Raw genomic sequence first — 15,541 nt, 5'->3', positions numbered from 1 at the left:
AGGCAATGAAGCAAAGCAGCAGGTGGGGCACGAAGTGCGTGAACGCGGTTGCCGCAGTGCTGGCGACCGGGGGACTGATGCCGGCGTTGGCCTGGGCCCAGGCGGCCGATCCGAAGCCGTGGCAGCTGAACATGGGCAAGGGGGTGACCCAGACCTCGCGCCTGGCCTGGGAATCGAACAATCTCTCGTTGATCATCTGCACGGTGATCGGCGTCATCGTGTTCGGCGCGATGGCCTATGCCATCTTCAAGTTCCGCAAATCCAAGGGCGCGGTCGCCGCCACCTTCAGCCACAACACCAAGGCCGAAGTAATCTGGACGGTGATCCCGGTGATCATCCTGATCGTGATGGCCTGGCCGGCCACCGCCAACCTGATCAAGATGTACGACACCCGCGATGCCGAGATGACGGTGAAGGTCACCGGCTACCAGTGGATGTGGAAATACGAATACCTCGGCGAGAACGTCACCTTCACCAGCCGCCTGGACCGCGAGTCCGACCGCGTGCGGCAGAGCGGCATCGTGCCGACCCGCGAAAGCCATCCGCACTACCTGCTGGATGTCGACAACCGCCTGGTGTTGCCGGTCGATACCAAGGTGCGTTTCGTCATCACCTCCGACGACGTGATCCACGCCTGGTGGGTGCCGGCGCTGGGCTGGAAGCAGGACGCCATCCCCGGCTTCATCAACGAAGCCTGGACCCGCATCGAGCAGCCCGGTGTCTACCGCGGCCAGTGCGCCGAGCTGTGCGGCAAGGACCACGGCTTCATGCCGATCGTGGTCGAGGCGGTGTCCAAGGAGGACTTCAGGAAGTGGCTGGCGCAGCGCAAGCCGGCGCCGCCCGCCGAGCCTGCCACGCCTGCGGCACCTGCCGGACCGGCTGCACCGGCGGGGGGGGCACCGGCTGCGCCTGCTGCTGCCGAAGCGGGCAGCGCGCCTGCCAGCGCGGCCAGCGGCGCGTGATGTAAAGCCCGCGGCCGCTCGCGGCCGTGGTGACAACCGATTCTGAGAGGTGTTTTGCAATGGCGCACTCGGCAGTTGGGCACGACGATCACCATCACCACCAGAGCTTCTTCGAGCGTTGGTTCTTCTCGACCAACCACAAGGACATCGGCACGCTGTACCTCGGTTTCAGCTTCATCATGTTCATCATCGGCGCGGCGATGAGCGTGGTGATCCGCGCCGAGCTGGCGCAGCCGGGCCTGCAGTTCGTCAAGCCCGAGTTCTTCAACCAGATGACCACCGTGCATGCGCTGGTGATGATCTTCGGTGGCGTGATGCCGGCCTTCGTCGGCCTGGCCAACTGGATGATCCCGCTGCAGATCGGCGCGCCGGACATGGCGCTGCCGCGCATGAACAACTGGTCGTTCTGGTTGCTGCCGGTGGCTTTCAGCCTGCTGCTGCTGACCCTGTTCCTGCCCGGTGGTGCGCCGGCGGGTGGCTGGACGCTGTATCCGCCGCTGTCGCTGCAGGGCGGCTACAACGTGGCCTTCAGCGTGTTCGCCATCCACGTGGCCGGCATCAGTTCGATCATGGGTGCGATCAACATCATCGCCACTGTGCTGAACATGCGCGCGCCGGGCATCGACCTGCTGAAGATGCCGATCTTCTGCTGGGCGTGGCTGATCACCGCCTTCCTGCTGATCGCGGTGATGCCGGTGCTGGCCGGTGCGGTGACCATGCTGCTGACCGACAAGTTCTTCGGCACCAGCTTCTTCAATGCCGCCGGTGGCGGTGACCCGGTGATGTACCAGCACATCTTCTGGTTCTTCGGCCATCCCGAGGTCTACATCATGATCCTGCCCGCCTTCGGCGTGGTCAGCGAGATCATCCCGACCTTCAGCCGCAAGCCGCTGTTCGGCTACCAGGCGATGGTGTACGCCACCGCCGCGATCGCGTTCCTGTCGTTCATCGTCTGGGCCCACCACATGTTCACCGTGGGCATGCCGCTGGGCGGCGAGATCTACTTCATGTTCGCCACCATGCTGATCTCGATCCCGACCGGCGTGAAGGTGTTCAACTGGGTCAGCACCATGTGGCGTGGCTCGCTGACGTTCGAGGCACCGATGCTGTGGTCGGTGGCCTTCGTCATCCTGTTCACCATCGGTGGCTTCTCCGGCCTGATGCTGGCGATCGTCGCCGCCGACTTCCAGTACCACGACACCTACTTCGTGGTCGCCCACTTCCACTACGTGCTGGTGACCGGTGCGGTGTTCGCGCTGATCGCCGCGGTGTACTACTGGTGGCCGAAGTGGACCGGGCGGATGTACAGCGAGAAGTGGGCCAAGGTGCACTTCTGGTGGTCGATCATATTCGTCAACCTGTTGTTCTTCCCGCAGCATTTCCTCGGCCTGGCCGGCATGCCGCGCCGCATTCCCGACTACAGCGTGGCGTTTGCCGACTGGAACCTGATCAGCTCGATCGGTGCGTTCGGCATGTTCGTCACCCCGTTCATGATGGCCGCGATCCTGCTGTCGTCGCTGCGCAACGGTGAGAAGGCCGAAGCACGCAGCTGGGAAGGTGCACGCGGGCTGGAGTGGACGCTGCCGTCGCCGGCACCGGCGCACACCTTCACCACGCCGCCGACCATCCGCCCGGGGGATCTGGCGCATGACGACATCACGCATTGAGGTGGGGCATGCATAACGAGAGCCCGCTGCCGATCGGTAGAGTCGACTGTCAGTCGACTCGCGAAGTGCAGCCGACTAACAGTCGGCTCTACCAAAGCCAAAGCCAAAGCCAAAGCCAAAGCCAAAGCCAAAGCCAAAGCCAAAGCCAGAGCGAAGCCCAACGCCAAGTCATCGAACAGCAACGCCAGCGCGCCAGGCGCACGGCGATGTGGGTCGGCGCCATCGCGGTGCTGGTCTACGTCGGCTTCATCCTCAGCGGGGTGATCGGCCGATGAGCGAGGCGCCAGCCAGCACACCGTCTCGCAGTGCGGGGCTGCCGCGCCTGATCGGTGTGGCGGTGGCGGTGTTCCTGCTGACCTTCTCGCTGGTGCCGCTGTACCGCATTGCCTGCGAGAAGGTGTTCGGTGTGCGCCTGGAACGCGGCCCCGGTGGCGAAGCCAGTGCAGGCGCGGCGGCCGGCAAGCGCACCGTGCGCGTGGAATTCGATGGCGGCGTCAATTCGCGCCTGCCCTGGTCGTTCCATCCCGAGCAGTTGACCATGGACGTGGTGCCCGGCGAACTCAACGAGGCGCTGTACTTCGCCCGCAATGACAGCCAGCAGGCGGTGGTCGGCAGTGCGGTGCCTTCGGTGGCGCCGGCGCGTGCGTCTGGCTTCTTCAGCAAGACCGAGTGTTTCTGTTTCACCGCGCAGACGCTGCAGGCCGGCGAGAAGCGCGACATGCCGGTGCGTTTCATCGTCGATCCGGACCTGCCGCCGGAGATCAAGACGATCACCTTGTCCTACACCTTCTACCGCAACGACGCGCTGTCCGATCGGCTGGGCCCGGCCGCCACCTCGGACGGCGCGCACGCCGCACCCTGACCCGGATACCGACATGGCCCAGACACCGACCGACGCCAACGTGTACTTCGTCCCGGCCCAGAGCAAATGGCCCTTCGTGGGGTCCATCGCGATGATGGTGACCATGGTGGGCGTGGCCAGCTGGCTCAACGATGCCAGCTGGGGGCGCTGGACGTTCTACATCGGCATCGCGATGCTGGTGTTGACCCTGTTCTGGTGGTTCAGCGACGTGGTGCGCGAATCGCAGGCCGGCAACTACAACCACCAGGTCGATGGCTCGTTCCGGATGGGGATGATCTGGTTCATCTTCTCCGAGGTGATGTTCTTCGGCGCCTTCTTCGGCGCGCTGTTCTACACCCGCAACCTGGGCCTGTCGTGGCTCAGTGGCGAAGGCCGCGGGGTGATGACCAACGAGCTGCTCTGGCAGGGTTATTCCGCCGGATGGCCGACCAACGGCCCGGCGGCGATCGGTGGTGCCTTCCAGACCATCCCGGCCTGGGGCCTGCCGCTGATCAACACGCTGATCCTGCTGACCTCCGGCGTGACCCTGACCATCGCCCACCACGCGCTGAAGGCCGGCAACCGCCGCCAGCTGCTGATCTGGCTGGGCCTGACCGTGGTGCTCGGGCTAGGCTTCCTGACCCTGCAGGCGGAGGAGTACATCCATGCCTACAAGGAACTGAACCTGACGCTCGGCTCCGGCATCTACGGGTCGACATTCTTCATGTTGACCGGCTTCCACGGCGCGCACGTGCTGCTGGGCACGATCATGCTGATCGTGATGTGGCTGCGTTCGGCCAAGGGACACTTCACCCGCGACAACCATTTCGGTTTCGAAGCCGCCGCGTGGTACTGGCACTTCGTCGACGTGGTGTGGCTGATGCTGTTCCTGTTCGTCTACGTGCTTTGACCGCGCACGCATCGGTGGCCTCAGCCGCCGACGCCGTGCGGCTTGATCCAGCCCATGTAGATGCTCACGATCACCAGTACGATCAATGCCACCGACACCGCGATGCGACGTGTCAGCGCGTTGACCGTGCGCTTGGTCTGGCCGCGGTCGACCAGCAGGTAGTACAGGCCGGCGCCCAGATTCCAGACGATGACGATCAGAAACGCGATTACCAGCAGGGTCTTCAGCGAATCACTCATGCGCGGCTCGAGGGCAGGGTGGATGCGCCTATCTGACCGCGTTTGCGCGGACTTGTCATGATGCGCCAGCACACGCGCGTGCTCGGATGGTTGCTGGCCGTGCTGGCGATGGCCGCTTTCACCGCATTGGGGCTGTGGCAGCTGCAACGCATGCATGCCAAACAGGCAATGTTGGATGCGCAGGGCCCCGCTGTGGCCCAAGCGCTGCCGCTGGCGCAGGCCCTGGCAGCCCCCGGCGCCTTGCACGGCGTGGCCGACCATGGCCGCTTCCTGCCCGGCGTGGTGCTGCTGGACAACCAGACCCGGCACGGCCGCGCGGGCGTGAAGATCTATCGCCCGTTCCGCAGTGACGAGGGCAGCGTGCTGCTGGTCGATCTGGGCTGGCGCGCGCTGCCGCCGGATCGCACGCTTCCGGAGGTGCCGTCGCCGCCTTCGCCGGTGGCCGTGCGCGGGCTGCTCGCGCCGCCGCCGTCAGCGGGGCTGGCCCTGGGCCCGGCGTTCTCCGCTACCGATGAGGCCGGGCGTTGGCTGGCCAGCCGCTTGCCCGCCGAGGGCCTGGCGGTGGCGCTTGGCCTGCCGGCATTGCCCGATCGCGTCCTGCGGCTGGACCCGGCGCTGCCCTTCGGCGACGAACGCGACCTGGACCTGCTGCCGAACACGCTGCCGCCGCAACGCCACCTGGGCTACGCCGTGCAGTGGTTCGGCCTGGCCCTGACCGTGCTGGTGGTGGCGCTGGTGCTGGAGCGGCGCAGGAGACGGCCCATCGCCGGGTAGTGTCGGCCGCTGGCCGGCACGCACTCGGATTCCTGGATGCCGGCCAGCGGCCGGCACTACCGGCATCGTTTACCCAACCATGAGAAAATGCCCCACATGAACACTGCTACGTCCCCGCAGGCGCGCGGTTCCGGCCGCCGGACCCTGGTGCTGCTGTTTGCCGTGTTCTTCGGGGCGATGGCGCTGGCCGCCGTGCTGCGCTTCACCGGCTGGGGGCCGACCGGGCACCGCAATGCCGGCCAGCTGCTGAAGCCGCCGGTGGACCTGCGCCAGCAGGCGCCCACCCTGGCCAGCGGCCAGCCTTATCCGTGGAATCCCGAGGCCCGGACCTGGCGCCTGCTGGTGGCCCCGTCCGGCGCCTGCGACGCGCAGTGCGTCACTTTGTCGCAGGGACTGGGCAAGGTGTGGCAGCTGTTCGGCCATAACGCCGATAATGTCGAGATTCTGTGGCTGGGAACGCCACCGGCGTCGATCGCCTCGCTGCCCGCGTTGCGGCCGTTGGCTCCGTCGCCAGCCCTGCGCGCGGCGCTGCCTGGCGTCGATGATCCGGCGGGATTGCCGGTCTACGTGATCGATCCGAACGGCTTCGTGATCATGCGTCATGCCCCGGGCACCGACCTGGGTGGCCTGCGCAAGGACATGGCCACGTTGCTGAAACTGAAGTGAGTCCCGTTTGATGAGCCTTTCCGCGCGTCCGGCGCTGCACCGCAATTTCCACCGCCTGGCGTGGTTCGCCATGATCATGACGGCGAGCACGATCATGTTCGGCGCCTTCGTGCGCCTGTCCGATGCCGGCCTGAGCTGCCCGGACTGGCCGACCTGCTATGGCCAGGCCACCTGGCCGCAGCACGTGGAAGAGACCATCGGCCACCCGGCGGCGGAGATCCGCCCGCTCGAGACCCACAAGGCCTGGCGTGAACAGGTGCACCGCTTCCTGGCCGGCGCACTGGGCATCGAGATCCTGACCCTGGCGCTGCTGGCCACGCGCAAGCGGCGATTCGGAAGCACGGCGGTGGTGACCGCCTGCGTGCTGGTGGCCGCTGGCATACCGTTGTACATGATGGGCTGGCATGGCACCGCCAGCGCATTGGCCCTGATCGGCGAGGCGATCCTGCTGATCGCCGCGCTGCGCTGGAGCAACATCGACCTGGCACGAGCTGCACTGCTGACCCTGGCGGTGGTGATCTTCCAGGCCCTGCTGGGCATGTGGACGGTGACCCTGCTGCTCAAACCCATCGTGGTGATGGGCCATCTGCTGGGCGGCATGCTGATGTTCGCGCTGCTGGCCTGGATGGCCTGGCGTGCCACGCACATGCCGATCACCCTGGCCGAGGCACCGAAGCTGAAGTGGCTGCTGCGCATCGGCCTGGCGGTGCTGGTCACCCAGATCGCACTGGGCGGCTGGGTCAGTGCCAACTACGCGGCGCTGGCCTGCGGCGGCGGCAGCGCCTCGCTGGACAACTTCCCGCGCTGTGCCAACCAGTGGTGGCCGCAGCACAACTTCGTCGAAGGCTTCACCCTGTGGCGCGGGATCGGCGTGGACTACGAGGGGGGCGTGCTGGATGGTGCCTCGCGTATTGCCATCCAGATGGCGCACCGCCTGTTCGCCGTGGTGGTGGCCGTCTACCTGCTGTGGCTGGGCGTGCGCCTGTTCCGCTTGCCGAGCATGCGTGGCTGGGCCAGCGCGCTGATCGCGCTGCTGGTGCTGCAGGTCACGCTCGGCATCCTCAACGTGAAGCTGGCGCTGCCACTGGAAGTGGCCGTGGCCCATAACGGCGTGGCCGTTGCCCTGTTGTTCGTGCTGGTCAGCCTGCTGGCCCGCCTGCGTGCCCCGGACTGATTCCATGTTTTCCAATTACCGCCAGTACTGGGACCTGACCAAGCCCAAGGTCGTCGCCCTGATTGTGTTCACCGCGCTGGTCGGCATGGTCCTGGCCATTCCGGGCGTGCCGAGCTGGGAGCAGGTGCGCGCCGGCGTGCTCGGTTTCCTCGGCATCTGGCTGGCGGCCTCGGCCGCAGCCGCCATCAACCAGCTGCTGGACGCGCACATCGATGCGCAGATGGCGCGCACCTCGTGGCGTCCGCTGGTGGTGGGCAAGGTCAAGCCATGGCAGGTGCTGGTGTTTGCCGGTGTGCTGATCGTGCTGTCGATGACCATTCTGGTGCTGTGGGTGAACCTGATCACCGCGGTGCTGACCTTCGCCTCGCTGATCGGCTACGCGGTGATCTACACCGTGTACCTCAAGCGTGCGACCTCGCAGAACATCGTCATCGGTGGCCTGGCCGGCGCGATGCCACCGATGCTGGGCTGGGCCGCGGTGACCGGCATGCAGGGTTCGTCGGACTGGGCGTATTCGTCGCTGCTGGTGCTGATCATCTTCATCTGGACCCCGCCGCACTTCTGGGCGCTGGCGATCTTCCGCCGCGAGGACTACGCCAAGGCGGAGATCCCGATGCTGCCAGTGACCCACGGCGTGGTGCACACCCGCAAGCAGATCATGGTGTATTCGGTGGTGCTGGCGCTGGTCTGCCTGTTGCCATACCTGGTGGGCATGAGTGGTGCGTTCTACCTGGGCGGCGCGATCGTGCTCAACGCCGTGTTCCTCTGGTACGCCTGGCGCATGCTCAACCCGCCGGATGAGCTGTTCTCGATGAAGATGTTCTATTACTCCATCGTCTACCTGATGGCGCTGTTCGCGTTCCTGCTGGTGGACCACTGGATCCTGCCCTGGTTGTAAAGCGCCACCTGTAGAGCCGAGCCCATGCTCGGCTGAGGGGTGGTTGGAAGAGCAGCCGAGCGTGGGCTCGGCTCTACACTTGATCTCTTCCAGCGGCGTCGCCATTGCTGTTCCTGACCGCAAAGGAAAGGAGCGAGCAGGGATGCATACGATCTTCCGTTGGACCACCGCGCTGATTCTGGCGCTGGGCATGGTCGTGACCGCGCATGCCGACGACACCGCCGCGCAGATCCGCCACCACACTGCCGACCACCGCATGCTGGTGCTGGGCGAATTCCATGGAACCCGCGAGACGCCGCTGCTGGTGCGGCAGCTGGTGGACGATTACAGCCGCGCCGGGCCGGTCCTGCTGGCGCTGGAACTGCCACGCGGGGAAACCCCCACGCTGCGCGATTACCTGGCTTCCGATGGCGGGGAGAAGGCACGCCAGCATCTGCGCGGGCGTGCGTTCTGGACCGTGCGCGATGACCAGCATGACGGCCGTCGCAGCCGCGACATGCTGGCAATGATCGAAAGCCTGCGCGTGCTGAAGTCGCAGAGACGTGTGATCGACGTCGTTGGCTATGACGTCAACGCCAGCAAGGGCGGCAACCAGGTACGCGATGACCTCATGGCAGCCGAGTTGCGGCGGCTCTATCGAGGGTTGCCAGACAATGCACGCATGCTGGTGCTGACCGGCAATGTCCACGCCATGCTGAGGCGGCCGGAAGGTATGCCGCCGGAAATGCAGAGGCAGCCGATGGCCTCCCAGCTGCGGGACCTGGATATCTACAGCGTGCGGTTGGGTGCGCAACGTGGTCAGACGTGGGGATGCGCGGGCGGTTGCATGGCGCGGCCACTTCGAGAGCAGGTTGCCACGGGGCCGCGGGTTGCTGCAGGGGCGGAACGGCCATACGACCTGTGGGTATGGATGCCGGAACTGAGCGTCGGGACGCTGGTGGATCCGTAGCGTCAGGCAAGCCATCCACGCATGGCGTGGATCTACTCCGGATCACAGGTGTCAGCCGAGCGTGGGCTCGGCTCTACAGTAGATCCACGCCATGCGTGGATGATCTCCCCATCGGGTCAGGGCTTGCGTCGCGCGTAGCGCTGCGCGATCACGCCGCAGACGATCAGCTGGATCTGGTGGTAGATCATCACCGGCAGCACGATGGCGCCGAGGCTGCCGCCGGCGAACAGGACCTTGGCAATCGGCACGCCGGTGGCCAGGCTCTTCTTCGAACCGCAGAACACGATGGCGATCTCGTCCTCGCGGTTGAAGCGCAGCCGGCGGGCGATGAAGGTGATCAGCGGCATGGCGATGCCGAGCAGCACGGCAGCCACCACGGCCACGGCCAGCAACGAGAGCAGCGGTGTCTTGCTCCACAACCCTTCGGTCACCGCTTCGCCGAACGCCGAATACACCACCAGCAGGATCGTGCCCTGGTCGGTGTAGCGCAGCAGCGCGCGCTGCTTCTCCACCCAGCCGGCAATCCACGGCCGCAGCAGGTGGCCGGCCACGAACGGCACCAGCAGCTGCAGCATGATGCCGCCGATGGCATGCAGCGGGTCGTGCACGCCGCCGGAGGTGCCCGCCAGCGCGGTCAGCAGCAGCGGGGTCAGGAATACGCCGAGGATGCTCGACAACGAAGCACTGCACACCGCTGCGGGCACGTTGCCATGCGCCATCGAGGTGAACGCGATGGACGACTGCACGGTGGACGGCAGGGTGCACAGGAACAGCACGCCCAGGTACAGCTCCGGAGTCAGCAGCCAGCCCGACAGTGGCTTGAACATCAGCCCCAGCAGCGGGAACAGGAGGAAGGTGCAGGCCAGGATGGTCAGGTGCAGCCGCCAGTGCAGCAGGCCGCCGATGATCGACTCGCGCGGCAGGCGCGCGCCATGCAGGAAGAACAGTGCCGCGATGGCGACCGTGGTGACATCGTCCAGGACGATGGCGGCGGCGCCCTTCATCGGCAGCAGGGAGGCCAGACCGACGGTGCACAGCAGGGCGAGGGTGAAGTTGTCCGGTCGCAGGCGCGACCACCAGCGGGTCATGGTGGGCAGAGTCCTTGGTGCGGTGGAGTCAGGGCGAAATGGATGGCGTGGCCAGGCGTTGGCGGGTGGCGGCTTCCAGCGAGGTCAGGCCAGCACGCTGGCCCAGCTGAAGGGCCTGTTCGGGGCTGGCATGTTCGTAGCGTGCGTTGACCAGGCCGAGCACGGCGCCGGCGCGGTTGCCGGACGCACAGTGCAGCAGCACAGGCCCCTGGCTCTGCCGCAGGGCCTGGTGTACGGCGCGCACGTTGGCGGCATCGAGCCCCTCGGCACCGGCCACCGGAATGCGCACATAGCGCAGGCCCAGCGATTCGGCCGCGCGGGTTTCATCGAAACCCCGGTCCTCGCCAGGCTGGCGCAGGTCGATCACCGTGCGTACGCCCCGTGCGGCCAAGGCCTGCAGCTGTGCGGCGCTTGGTTGGCCACCGGCATACAGGCCCGGGCGGACTTCATTGAGCGGGCCATCTGCGGCCAGGGCCGCCAGTGGCGGGCAGAGCGACAACAACAGCAGGCAGGTCAGGCGCAGCAGCATGGTCCTCTCCGTGAAAACGTTCTGCCGCTACAGGCGCAGTCCGGCGCGCGCCTTCAGCAGCTCGCGCAGTTCGTACTTGTCAGTATCATCCAGGCCCTGCTGGCGCTGCTTTGCCAACAACTCCTCCAAGCGTTGCACCAGCAGCTGTTTCTCCAACTGCGCCACAGCATCGTGCAGTTCCTGGGTCCAGCTGGCCTCGGTGCCGGGCAGCGTCTGAGCGGCCAGCGTATGCAGCGACGCCTGTTCCTCGCGGCCGTCGAAGTGTTCCAGCAGGGCGCCGGTGCTGATGTCCGGGCGCTGTTCGACCAGCCCCAGCAGTTCCAGCAGCAGTTCCACACCGGGCAGGCGAAGGCCCTGGAAGTGGTGCTGGCCGCCCAGGGTCAGCGCCAGTGAGGGCTGCTGCAGCAGCACAGCGATCGCGCCTCGCACCAGGCTGCGCTTGGCCACCGGCTGGATCGCCCGCTGTGGCTGGCGTTGCGGCATCGGTGCGCGCACAGACGGGGCGTTGCCGCCGAGCCCGGTCAGCTGCGCCAGCTGCTGCTTCATCAGGTCGCCGAAGGCACCGTCGGGAATCTGCGCCAGCATCGGCTTTGCGCGTTCGGCCAGGCGCGCCTTGCCGTCCAGCGTGCCCAGGTTGATCTCGCGGGTCAGTTCATCGAAGAAGAACTGCGACAGCGGCGTGGCCTGCTTCAGGCGCTCGTTGAAGGCCTCGGCGCCTTCCTTGCGCACGATGGTGTCCGGATCCTCGCCATCGGGCAGGAACAGGAAGAAGGCCTGGCGGCCATCCTTCATGCGCGGCAGTACCGACTCCAGCGCCTTCCAGCCGGCGCGGCGGCCGGCGGCATCGCCGTCGAAGCAGAAGAACACGTCCGGTGCGTTGCGGAACAGCAGCTCGGCGTGGTCCGGCGTGGTCGCCGTACCCAGCGTGGCCACCGCCTGGGTGACCCCGAACTGGAACAGCGAGACCACGTCCATGTAGCCCTCGACCACGATCAACCGCTCGATCTTCTGGTTGGCCTGGCGCACCTGCCACAGGCCGTACAGTTCGCGGCCCTTGTGGAAGAGCGCGGTTTCGGGCGAGTTGAGGTACTTGGGGCCGTCGTCCTTCTCGAACACGCGCCCGCCGAAGGCGATCACCCGGCCACGACGGTCGAAGATCGGGAACATCACCCGGTCGCGGAACTTGTCGTAGACGTGGCCGCGATCATTCTTGGAGAACAGGCCTGCGCGGTCGAGCAGCTTCATGCGGCGCTCGTCCTTGCCCAGCGCATCGCGCAGGCCGCTGTAGCCATCCGGGGCGTAGCCGATCTGGAAGCGCGCGCGGTTCGCTTCGTCCACGCCACGGCTTTCCAGATACGCGCGTGCCTTCTGGCTGCCTTCCAGATTCTTCTGGAAGAACTTGGTGGCGGCGTCCAGCGCCGAGTACAGCTCGCGGCTGTCGTCCTGCTGCTGGGGGCTGCGCGGGTTTTCGTTGCGCGGTACTTCCATGCCGGCACGCTTGGCCAGCTCATCCACCGCGTCGAGGAACTCGAGGCGGTCGTAGTTCATCAGGAAGCTGATCGCGGTGCCGTGCGCGCCGCAGCCGAAGCAGTGATAGAACTGCTTGGTGGGCGAGACCGTGAACGAGGCCGAGCGCTCGTCATGGAACGGGCAGCGCGCGGCGTACTCCTTGCCCTGGCGCTTCAACGGCACGCGGCTGCCCACCACCTCGACGATGTCGGTGCGGGCGAGCAGGTCGTCGATGAAAGCGTCGGGGATACGGGCCATGGGCAACAGGGCAGGGCGCGGTGCAGGACCACGCGACGGAACCGGGGGCGGTCGGCCTAGTTTACCCCCTGTCGGGCACCTGGCTGGCGGTTGCCGGATCGATGCCGGCTGCGGCCAGGTGATGGCGCGCGCGCAGGCGCTCATCGATCACCGCCGTCATCAGGGCGCCAACGAAGAACACGACGGTGGCGTAGTAGATCCAGACCAGCGAGATCACCAGCGCACCCATCGAGCCGTAGGCACTGCCGGGGGCCACGGTGGCGATGTAGACGCCGATGCCGTAGCGGCCCAGTGCGAACAACGCCGAGGTGATGGCACCGCCGATGAAGGCCTGGCGCCACGCCACGCGGCGGTCGGGCAGGTAGTGGTACATGAAAGCGAACCCCACCGCGTACAGCAGCAGGCTGGTGACGTAACCCAGCGCGGGGAGGATCGAGGGCAGTTGCGCGAAGGCCACCTGCAGTACCGTGGTGGCAGTCATCGACAGGATCAGCAGGAAGCCCAGGGCCAGCACCACGCCGAACGAGAACACGCGCTTGCGCAGCCAGGCCTTGAGGCCCTCCAGGCGCTCGCCGCTGGTGCGGAAGATGAGGTTCAGTGCGTTCTGCAGCTGCGCGAACACGGCGGTGGCGCCCACGAACAGCAGCAGCGTGCTCCACAGCCCTGCCAACGAGCCGACGTCGGGCTGGTTGTCGGCGTTCTTCAGGACGGTCTCGGCCACGATCGCAGCACTGCTGCCGGCCACCGAGCTGATCTGGTCGACCAGCGCCTGCTGTGCCGGCGGGTACAGCGAAGCGGTCAACCACAGCAGCAGCACCAGCAGCGGTGCCATCGACAGCAGGGCGTAGAACGAGACGGAGGCTGCCTGGGTCAGCACGTCGACGTCGATGAAGCGCTTGGCCACCGCCATCGGAAAGCTGTCCTGCAGGCGCTTGAGATACTTGTGCAGGGACACGGGAACGTTGAGCTCGGGTTCAACCATGTGTGCGGTTGTAGCAGGCGACCGACGAAGGTGCGGTGAAACGGGTACATCAATGGGGCCAGAGCCCTTTCGCGTTGCGAAAGGGATCCGACCCCGTTGCCGGATTACGCCAGCTGCTGCTTGACCAGCTTGGACACCAGGCCCATGTCGGCCTGGCCAGCGAGCTTGGGCTTCAGGGCGCCCATCAGCTTGCCCATATCGGCCGGGCCGGAGGCGCCGGTCTCGGCGATGGCGGCCTGGATGGCGGCCACGATCTCGGCTTCGCCCATCTTGGCCGGCAGGTAGGCTTCGATGACCACGATCTCGGCGCGCTCGATCTCGGCGAGGTCTTCGCGGTTGGCGGCTTCGTACTGGCTGACCGAGTCCTTGCGCTGCTTGACCATCTTGTCGAGCACGGCGATCACGGCGGTGTCGTCCAGCTCGATGCGCTCGTCGACTTCGCGCTGCTTGATGGCAGCGTTGATCAGGCGGATCACGCCCAGCTTGTGCTTCTCGCCCGCCTTCATGGCGGCCTTCATGTCTTCGGTGAGCTGCTGCTTCATGCTCATGAGGAACCTCGTGGTGGTAGGTGGGGCGGGGCGGATGCCCGAACCCGGAAACGCAAAAAGCCGGCGACGCTCGCGCGTGCCGGCTTCGGCTCCATCGCAACGGGCAGGCCCGCCGCAATGAAGATGCGTCCGATCAGTACAGGCGCTGACGCTTGGTGACGTCGCGCGACGAGCGGCGCAGCTGACGCTTCACAGCAGCGGCGGCCTTGCGCTTGCGCTCCTGGGTCGGCTTTTCGTAGAACTCGCGCTTGCGGGTTTCGGCCAGCACACCGGCCTTTTCGCAAGTGCGCTTGAAGCGGCGAAGAGCAAACTCGAAGGGCTCGTTCTCGCGGACTTTGACGCTGGGCATGGAATCTCCGGGACACAGTAGAACCGGGTCACGCCCGGCGAGCCGCACATTATAGCGGCGAATCGACAAACTGCAAGCGGCCAACCCTGAATACGGGCCGGCGGTTCGAAAGCAGTGAGATCTGCACGCTCCCCGAGGGGACGGCAGGGGCGTCATAATAGCAGGCATGCGAGTCCTTGGCATCGAATCTTCCTGTGATGAGACCGGCGTGGCGGTGTATGACACCGACCTGGCCGGCAGCGCAGCCCTGCGCGCCCATGCGGTCTACAGCCAGATCGCCCTGCACGCCGAATACGGTGGCGTGGTGCCCGAGCTGGCCAGCCGCGACCACGTCCGCAAGCTGCTGCCGCTGGTGCGCCAGACCCTGGCCGACGCCGGTCTGGGTGTAGGCGATATCGATGGCGTCGCCTATACGGCCGGTCCCGGCCTGGTCGGCGCGCTGCTGGTGGGTGCGGGCGTGGCCCGATCACTGGCTTGGGCGCTGGAGGTCCCGGCCGTCGGCGTACACCATATGGAAGGGCACCTGCTGGCACCGCTGATGGAAGACGACCCGCCGCAGGCCCCGTTCGTGGCGCTGCTGGTGTCCGGTGGCCATACCCAGCTGGTGGCGGTGGATGCGATCGGCCAGTACCGGCTGCTGGGCGAAACCCTGGACGATGCGGCTGGCGAGGCCTTCGACAAGACCGCCAAGCTGATGGGCCTGCCGTACCCGGGCGGCCCGCAGCTGGCCAGGCTGGCCGAGCAGGGCACGCCGGGCGCGTACCGCTTCGCGCGGCCGATGACCGACCGCCCGGGGCTGGATTTCAGCTTCTCCGGCCTGAAGACCCAGGTCCTGATGGCCTGGCGCGACAGCGACCAGAGCGAGCAGACCCGCGCCGATATTGCCCGGGGCTTTGAGGACGCGGTGGTCGAGACCCTGTCGATCAAGTGCGAGCGCGCGCTGGAAGCGGCCGGGACGAACGTGATCGTGGTTGCCGGCGGTGTAGGTGCCAACAAGCGCCTGCGCGCCCGCCTGCAGCAGATGGCCGAGCGCCTCGGCGGCCGCGCCTGCTTCCCGCGGCCTGCACTGTGCACCGACAACGGCGCGATGATCGCCTTCGCTGGCGCGCTGCGGCTGCAGGCTGGCCAGCACAGCCCGCCGAAGGTGGATGTGACCCCGCGCTGGGACATGGCGACCCTGCCGGCGGTGTGAACCGAT

18 protein-coding genes are annotated in these 15,541 nt (G+C 66.6%); 11 read left to right on the top strand and 7 right to left on the bottom strand.

All coding sequences use genetic code 11. The annotated features are described in order from the left end of the window. The first annotated feature begins 5 nt into the window (after window positions 1-5). Genes coxB through BN1263_RS12405 form a run of 5 tightly spaced genes read left to right on the top strand, consistent with a single transcriptional unit; the run spans window position 6 to window position 4,380 of the window. Window positions 6-962: a cytochrome c oxidase subunit II gene (gene coxB / locus BN1263_RS12425; protein WP_058981498.1), complete on the top strand. Its 957-nt coding sequence runs from the start codon at window positions 6-8 to the stop codon at window positions 960-962. A 59-nt stretch (window positions 963-1,021) separates the two neighbouring features. Then, window positions 1,022-2,629, top strand: a complete 1,608-nt coding sequence (gene ctaD / locus BN1263_RS12420; RefSeq protein ID WP_058981495.1) for a cytochrome c oxidase subunit I — start codon at window positions 1,022-1,024, stop codon at window positions 2,627-2,629. Between the two features lie 8 nt (window positions 2,630-2,637). After that, on the top strand, window positions 2,638-2,904 hold the full coding sequence (locus BN1263_RS12415) for a hypothetical protein (RefSeq protein WP_058981493.1): 267 nt from the start codon (window positions 2,638-2,640) through the stop codon (window positions 2,902-2,904). Beyond that, entirely contained in the window at window positions 2,901-3,491 is a 591-nt protein-coding gene (locus tag BN1263_RS12410) for a cytochrome c oxidase assembly protein (RefSeq protein WP_058981491.1), read from the top strand. The genes BN1263_RS12415 and BN1263_RS12410 overlap by 4 nt, the downstream gene beginning before the upstream one ends. A gap of 13 nt (window positions 3,492-3,504) precedes the next feature. Further along, complete coding sequence (locus tag BN1263_RS12405; protein WP_005407793.1) at window positions 3,505-4,380, top strand: cytochrome c oxidase subunit 3; 876 nt, start codon at window positions 3,505-3,507, stop codon at window positions 4,378-4,380. A gap of 20 nt (window positions 4,381-4,400) precedes the next feature. Here BN1263_RS12405 and BN1263_RS12400 read toward each other — a convergent pair whose 3' ends face one another. Next, on the bottom strand, window positions 4,401-4,619 hold the full coding sequence (locus BN1263_RS12400) for a twin transmembrane helix small protein (RefSeq protein ID WP_049416782.1): 219 nt from the start codon (window positions 4,617-4,619) through the stop codon (window positions 4,401-4,403). Between the two features lie 57 nt (window positions 4,620-4,676). Here BN1263_RS12400 and BN1263_RS12395 point away from each other — a divergent pair, with 57 nt between their 5' ends. The 5 genes from BN1263_RS12395 (at window position 4,677) to BN1263_RS12375 (ending at window position 9,080) form a co-directional block, all read left to right on the top strand. Beyond that, window positions 4,677-5,393, top strand: a complete 717-nt coding sequence (locus tag BN1263_RS12395; protein WP_058981489.1) for an SURF1 family protein — start codon at window positions 4,677-4,679, stop codon at window positions 5,391-5,393. 96 nt (window positions 5,394-5,489) lie between these two features. Beyond that, window positions 5,490-6,059 carry a redox-active disulfide-containing membrane protein gene (locus tag BN1263_RS12390; RefSeq protein ID WP_058981487.1) on the top strand — a complete coding sequence of 190 codons (570 nt, stop codon included), beginning with the start codon at window positions 5,490-5,492 and terminating at the stop codon, window positions 6,057-6,059. Window positions 6,060-6,069: 10 nt separating this feature from the next. Beyond that, window positions 6,070-7,233 carry a COX15/CtaA family protein gene (locus BN1263_RS12385; RefSeq protein ID WP_058981486.1) on the top strand — a complete coding sequence of 388 codons (1,164 nt, stop codon included), beginning with the start codon at window positions 6,070-6,072 and terminating at the stop codon, window positions 7,231-7,233. Window positions 7,234-7,237: 4 nt separating this feature from the next. Continuing rightward, a complete protein-coding gene (cyoE, locus tag BN1263_RS12380; protein ID WP_005407798.1) occupies window positions 7,238-8,131 on the top strand; it encodes a heme o synthase in 894 nt (297 codons plus the stop codon). Between the two features lie 142 nt (window positions 8,132-8,273). Next, window positions 8,274-9,080, top strand: a complete 807-nt coding sequence (locus BN1263_RS12375; protein ID WP_058981484.1) for a hypothetical protein — start codon at window positions 8,274-8,276, stop codon at window positions 9,078-9,080. 116 nt (window positions 9,081-9,196) lie between these two features. Here BN1263_RS12375 and BN1263_RS12370 read toward each other — a convergent pair whose 3' ends face one another. The 6 genes from BN1263_RS12370 to rpsU form a co-directional block, all read right to left on the bottom strand. Further along, window positions 9,197-10,168 (bottom strand): bile acid:sodium symporter family protein, encoded by a 972-nt coding sequence (locus BN1263_RS12370; protein WP_058981482.1) that lies wholly within the window; start codon window positions 10,166-10,168, stop codon window positions 9,197-9,199. Window positions 10,169-10,196: 28 nt separating this feature from the next. Continuing rightward, window positions 10,197-10,697, bottom strand: coding sequence for a protein tyrosine phosphatase family protein (locus BN1263_RS12365; RefSeq protein ID WP_058981480.1), 501 nt, complete (start codon window positions 10,695-10,697; stop codon window positions 10,197-10,199). A 27-nt stretch (window positions 10,698-10,724) separates the two neighbouring features. Further along, window positions 10,725-12,464 (bottom strand): DNA primase, encoded by a 1,740-nt coding sequence (gene dnaG, locus BN1263_RS12360; protein ID WP_058981478.1) that lies wholly within the window; start codon window positions 12,462-12,464, stop codon window positions 10,725-10,727. A gap of 61 nt (window positions 12,465-12,525) precedes the next feature. Beyond that, window positions 12,526-13,446, bottom strand: a complete 921-nt coding sequence (locus BN1263_RS12355; protein ID WP_019662215.1) for a YihY/virulence factor BrkB family protein — start codon at window positions 13,444-13,446, stop codon at window positions 12,526-12,528. A 104-nt stretch (window positions 13,447-13,550) separates the two neighbouring features. Beyond that, window positions 13,551-13,994 carry a GatB/YqeY domain-containing protein gene (locus BN1263_RS12350; RefSeq protein ID WP_005415013.1) on the bottom strand — a complete coding sequence of 148 codons (444 nt, stop codon included), beginning with the start codon at window positions 13,992-13,994 and terminating at the stop codon, window positions 13,551-13,553. Between the two features lie 133 nt (window positions 13,995-14,127). Beyond that, window positions 14,128-14,343 carry a 30S ribosomal protein S21 gene (gene rpsU, locus BN1263_RS12345; protein ID WP_002808376.1) on the bottom strand — a complete coding sequence of 72 codons (216 nt, stop codon included), beginning with the start codon at window positions 14,341-14,343 and terminating at the stop codon, window positions 14,128-14,130. Window positions 14,344-14,509: 166 nt separating this feature from the next. On the opposite strand from rpsU, the gene tsaD reads away from it, so the two are divergent. Continuing rightward, window positions 14,510-15,535: a tRNA (adenosine(37)-N6)-threonylcarbamoyltransferase complex transferase subunit TsaD gene (gene tsaD / locus BN1263_RS12340; protein WP_058981476.1), complete on the top strand. Its 1,026-nt coding sequence runs from the start codon at window positions 14,510-14,512 to the stop codon at window positions 15,533-15,535. Window positions 15,536-15,541 lie beyond the last annotated feature (6 nt).

Origin of the sequence: Stenotrophomonas thermophila (genome assembly GCF_001499715.1) — a bacterium.
In the GTDB taxonomy this organism is placed as follows: Bacteria; Pseudomonadota; Gammaproteobacteria; order Xanthomonadales; family Xanthomonadaceae; genus Stenotrophomonas; species Stenotrophomonas hibiscicola.
This window is presented reverse-complemented; position numbering and strand designations above follow the sequence as displayed.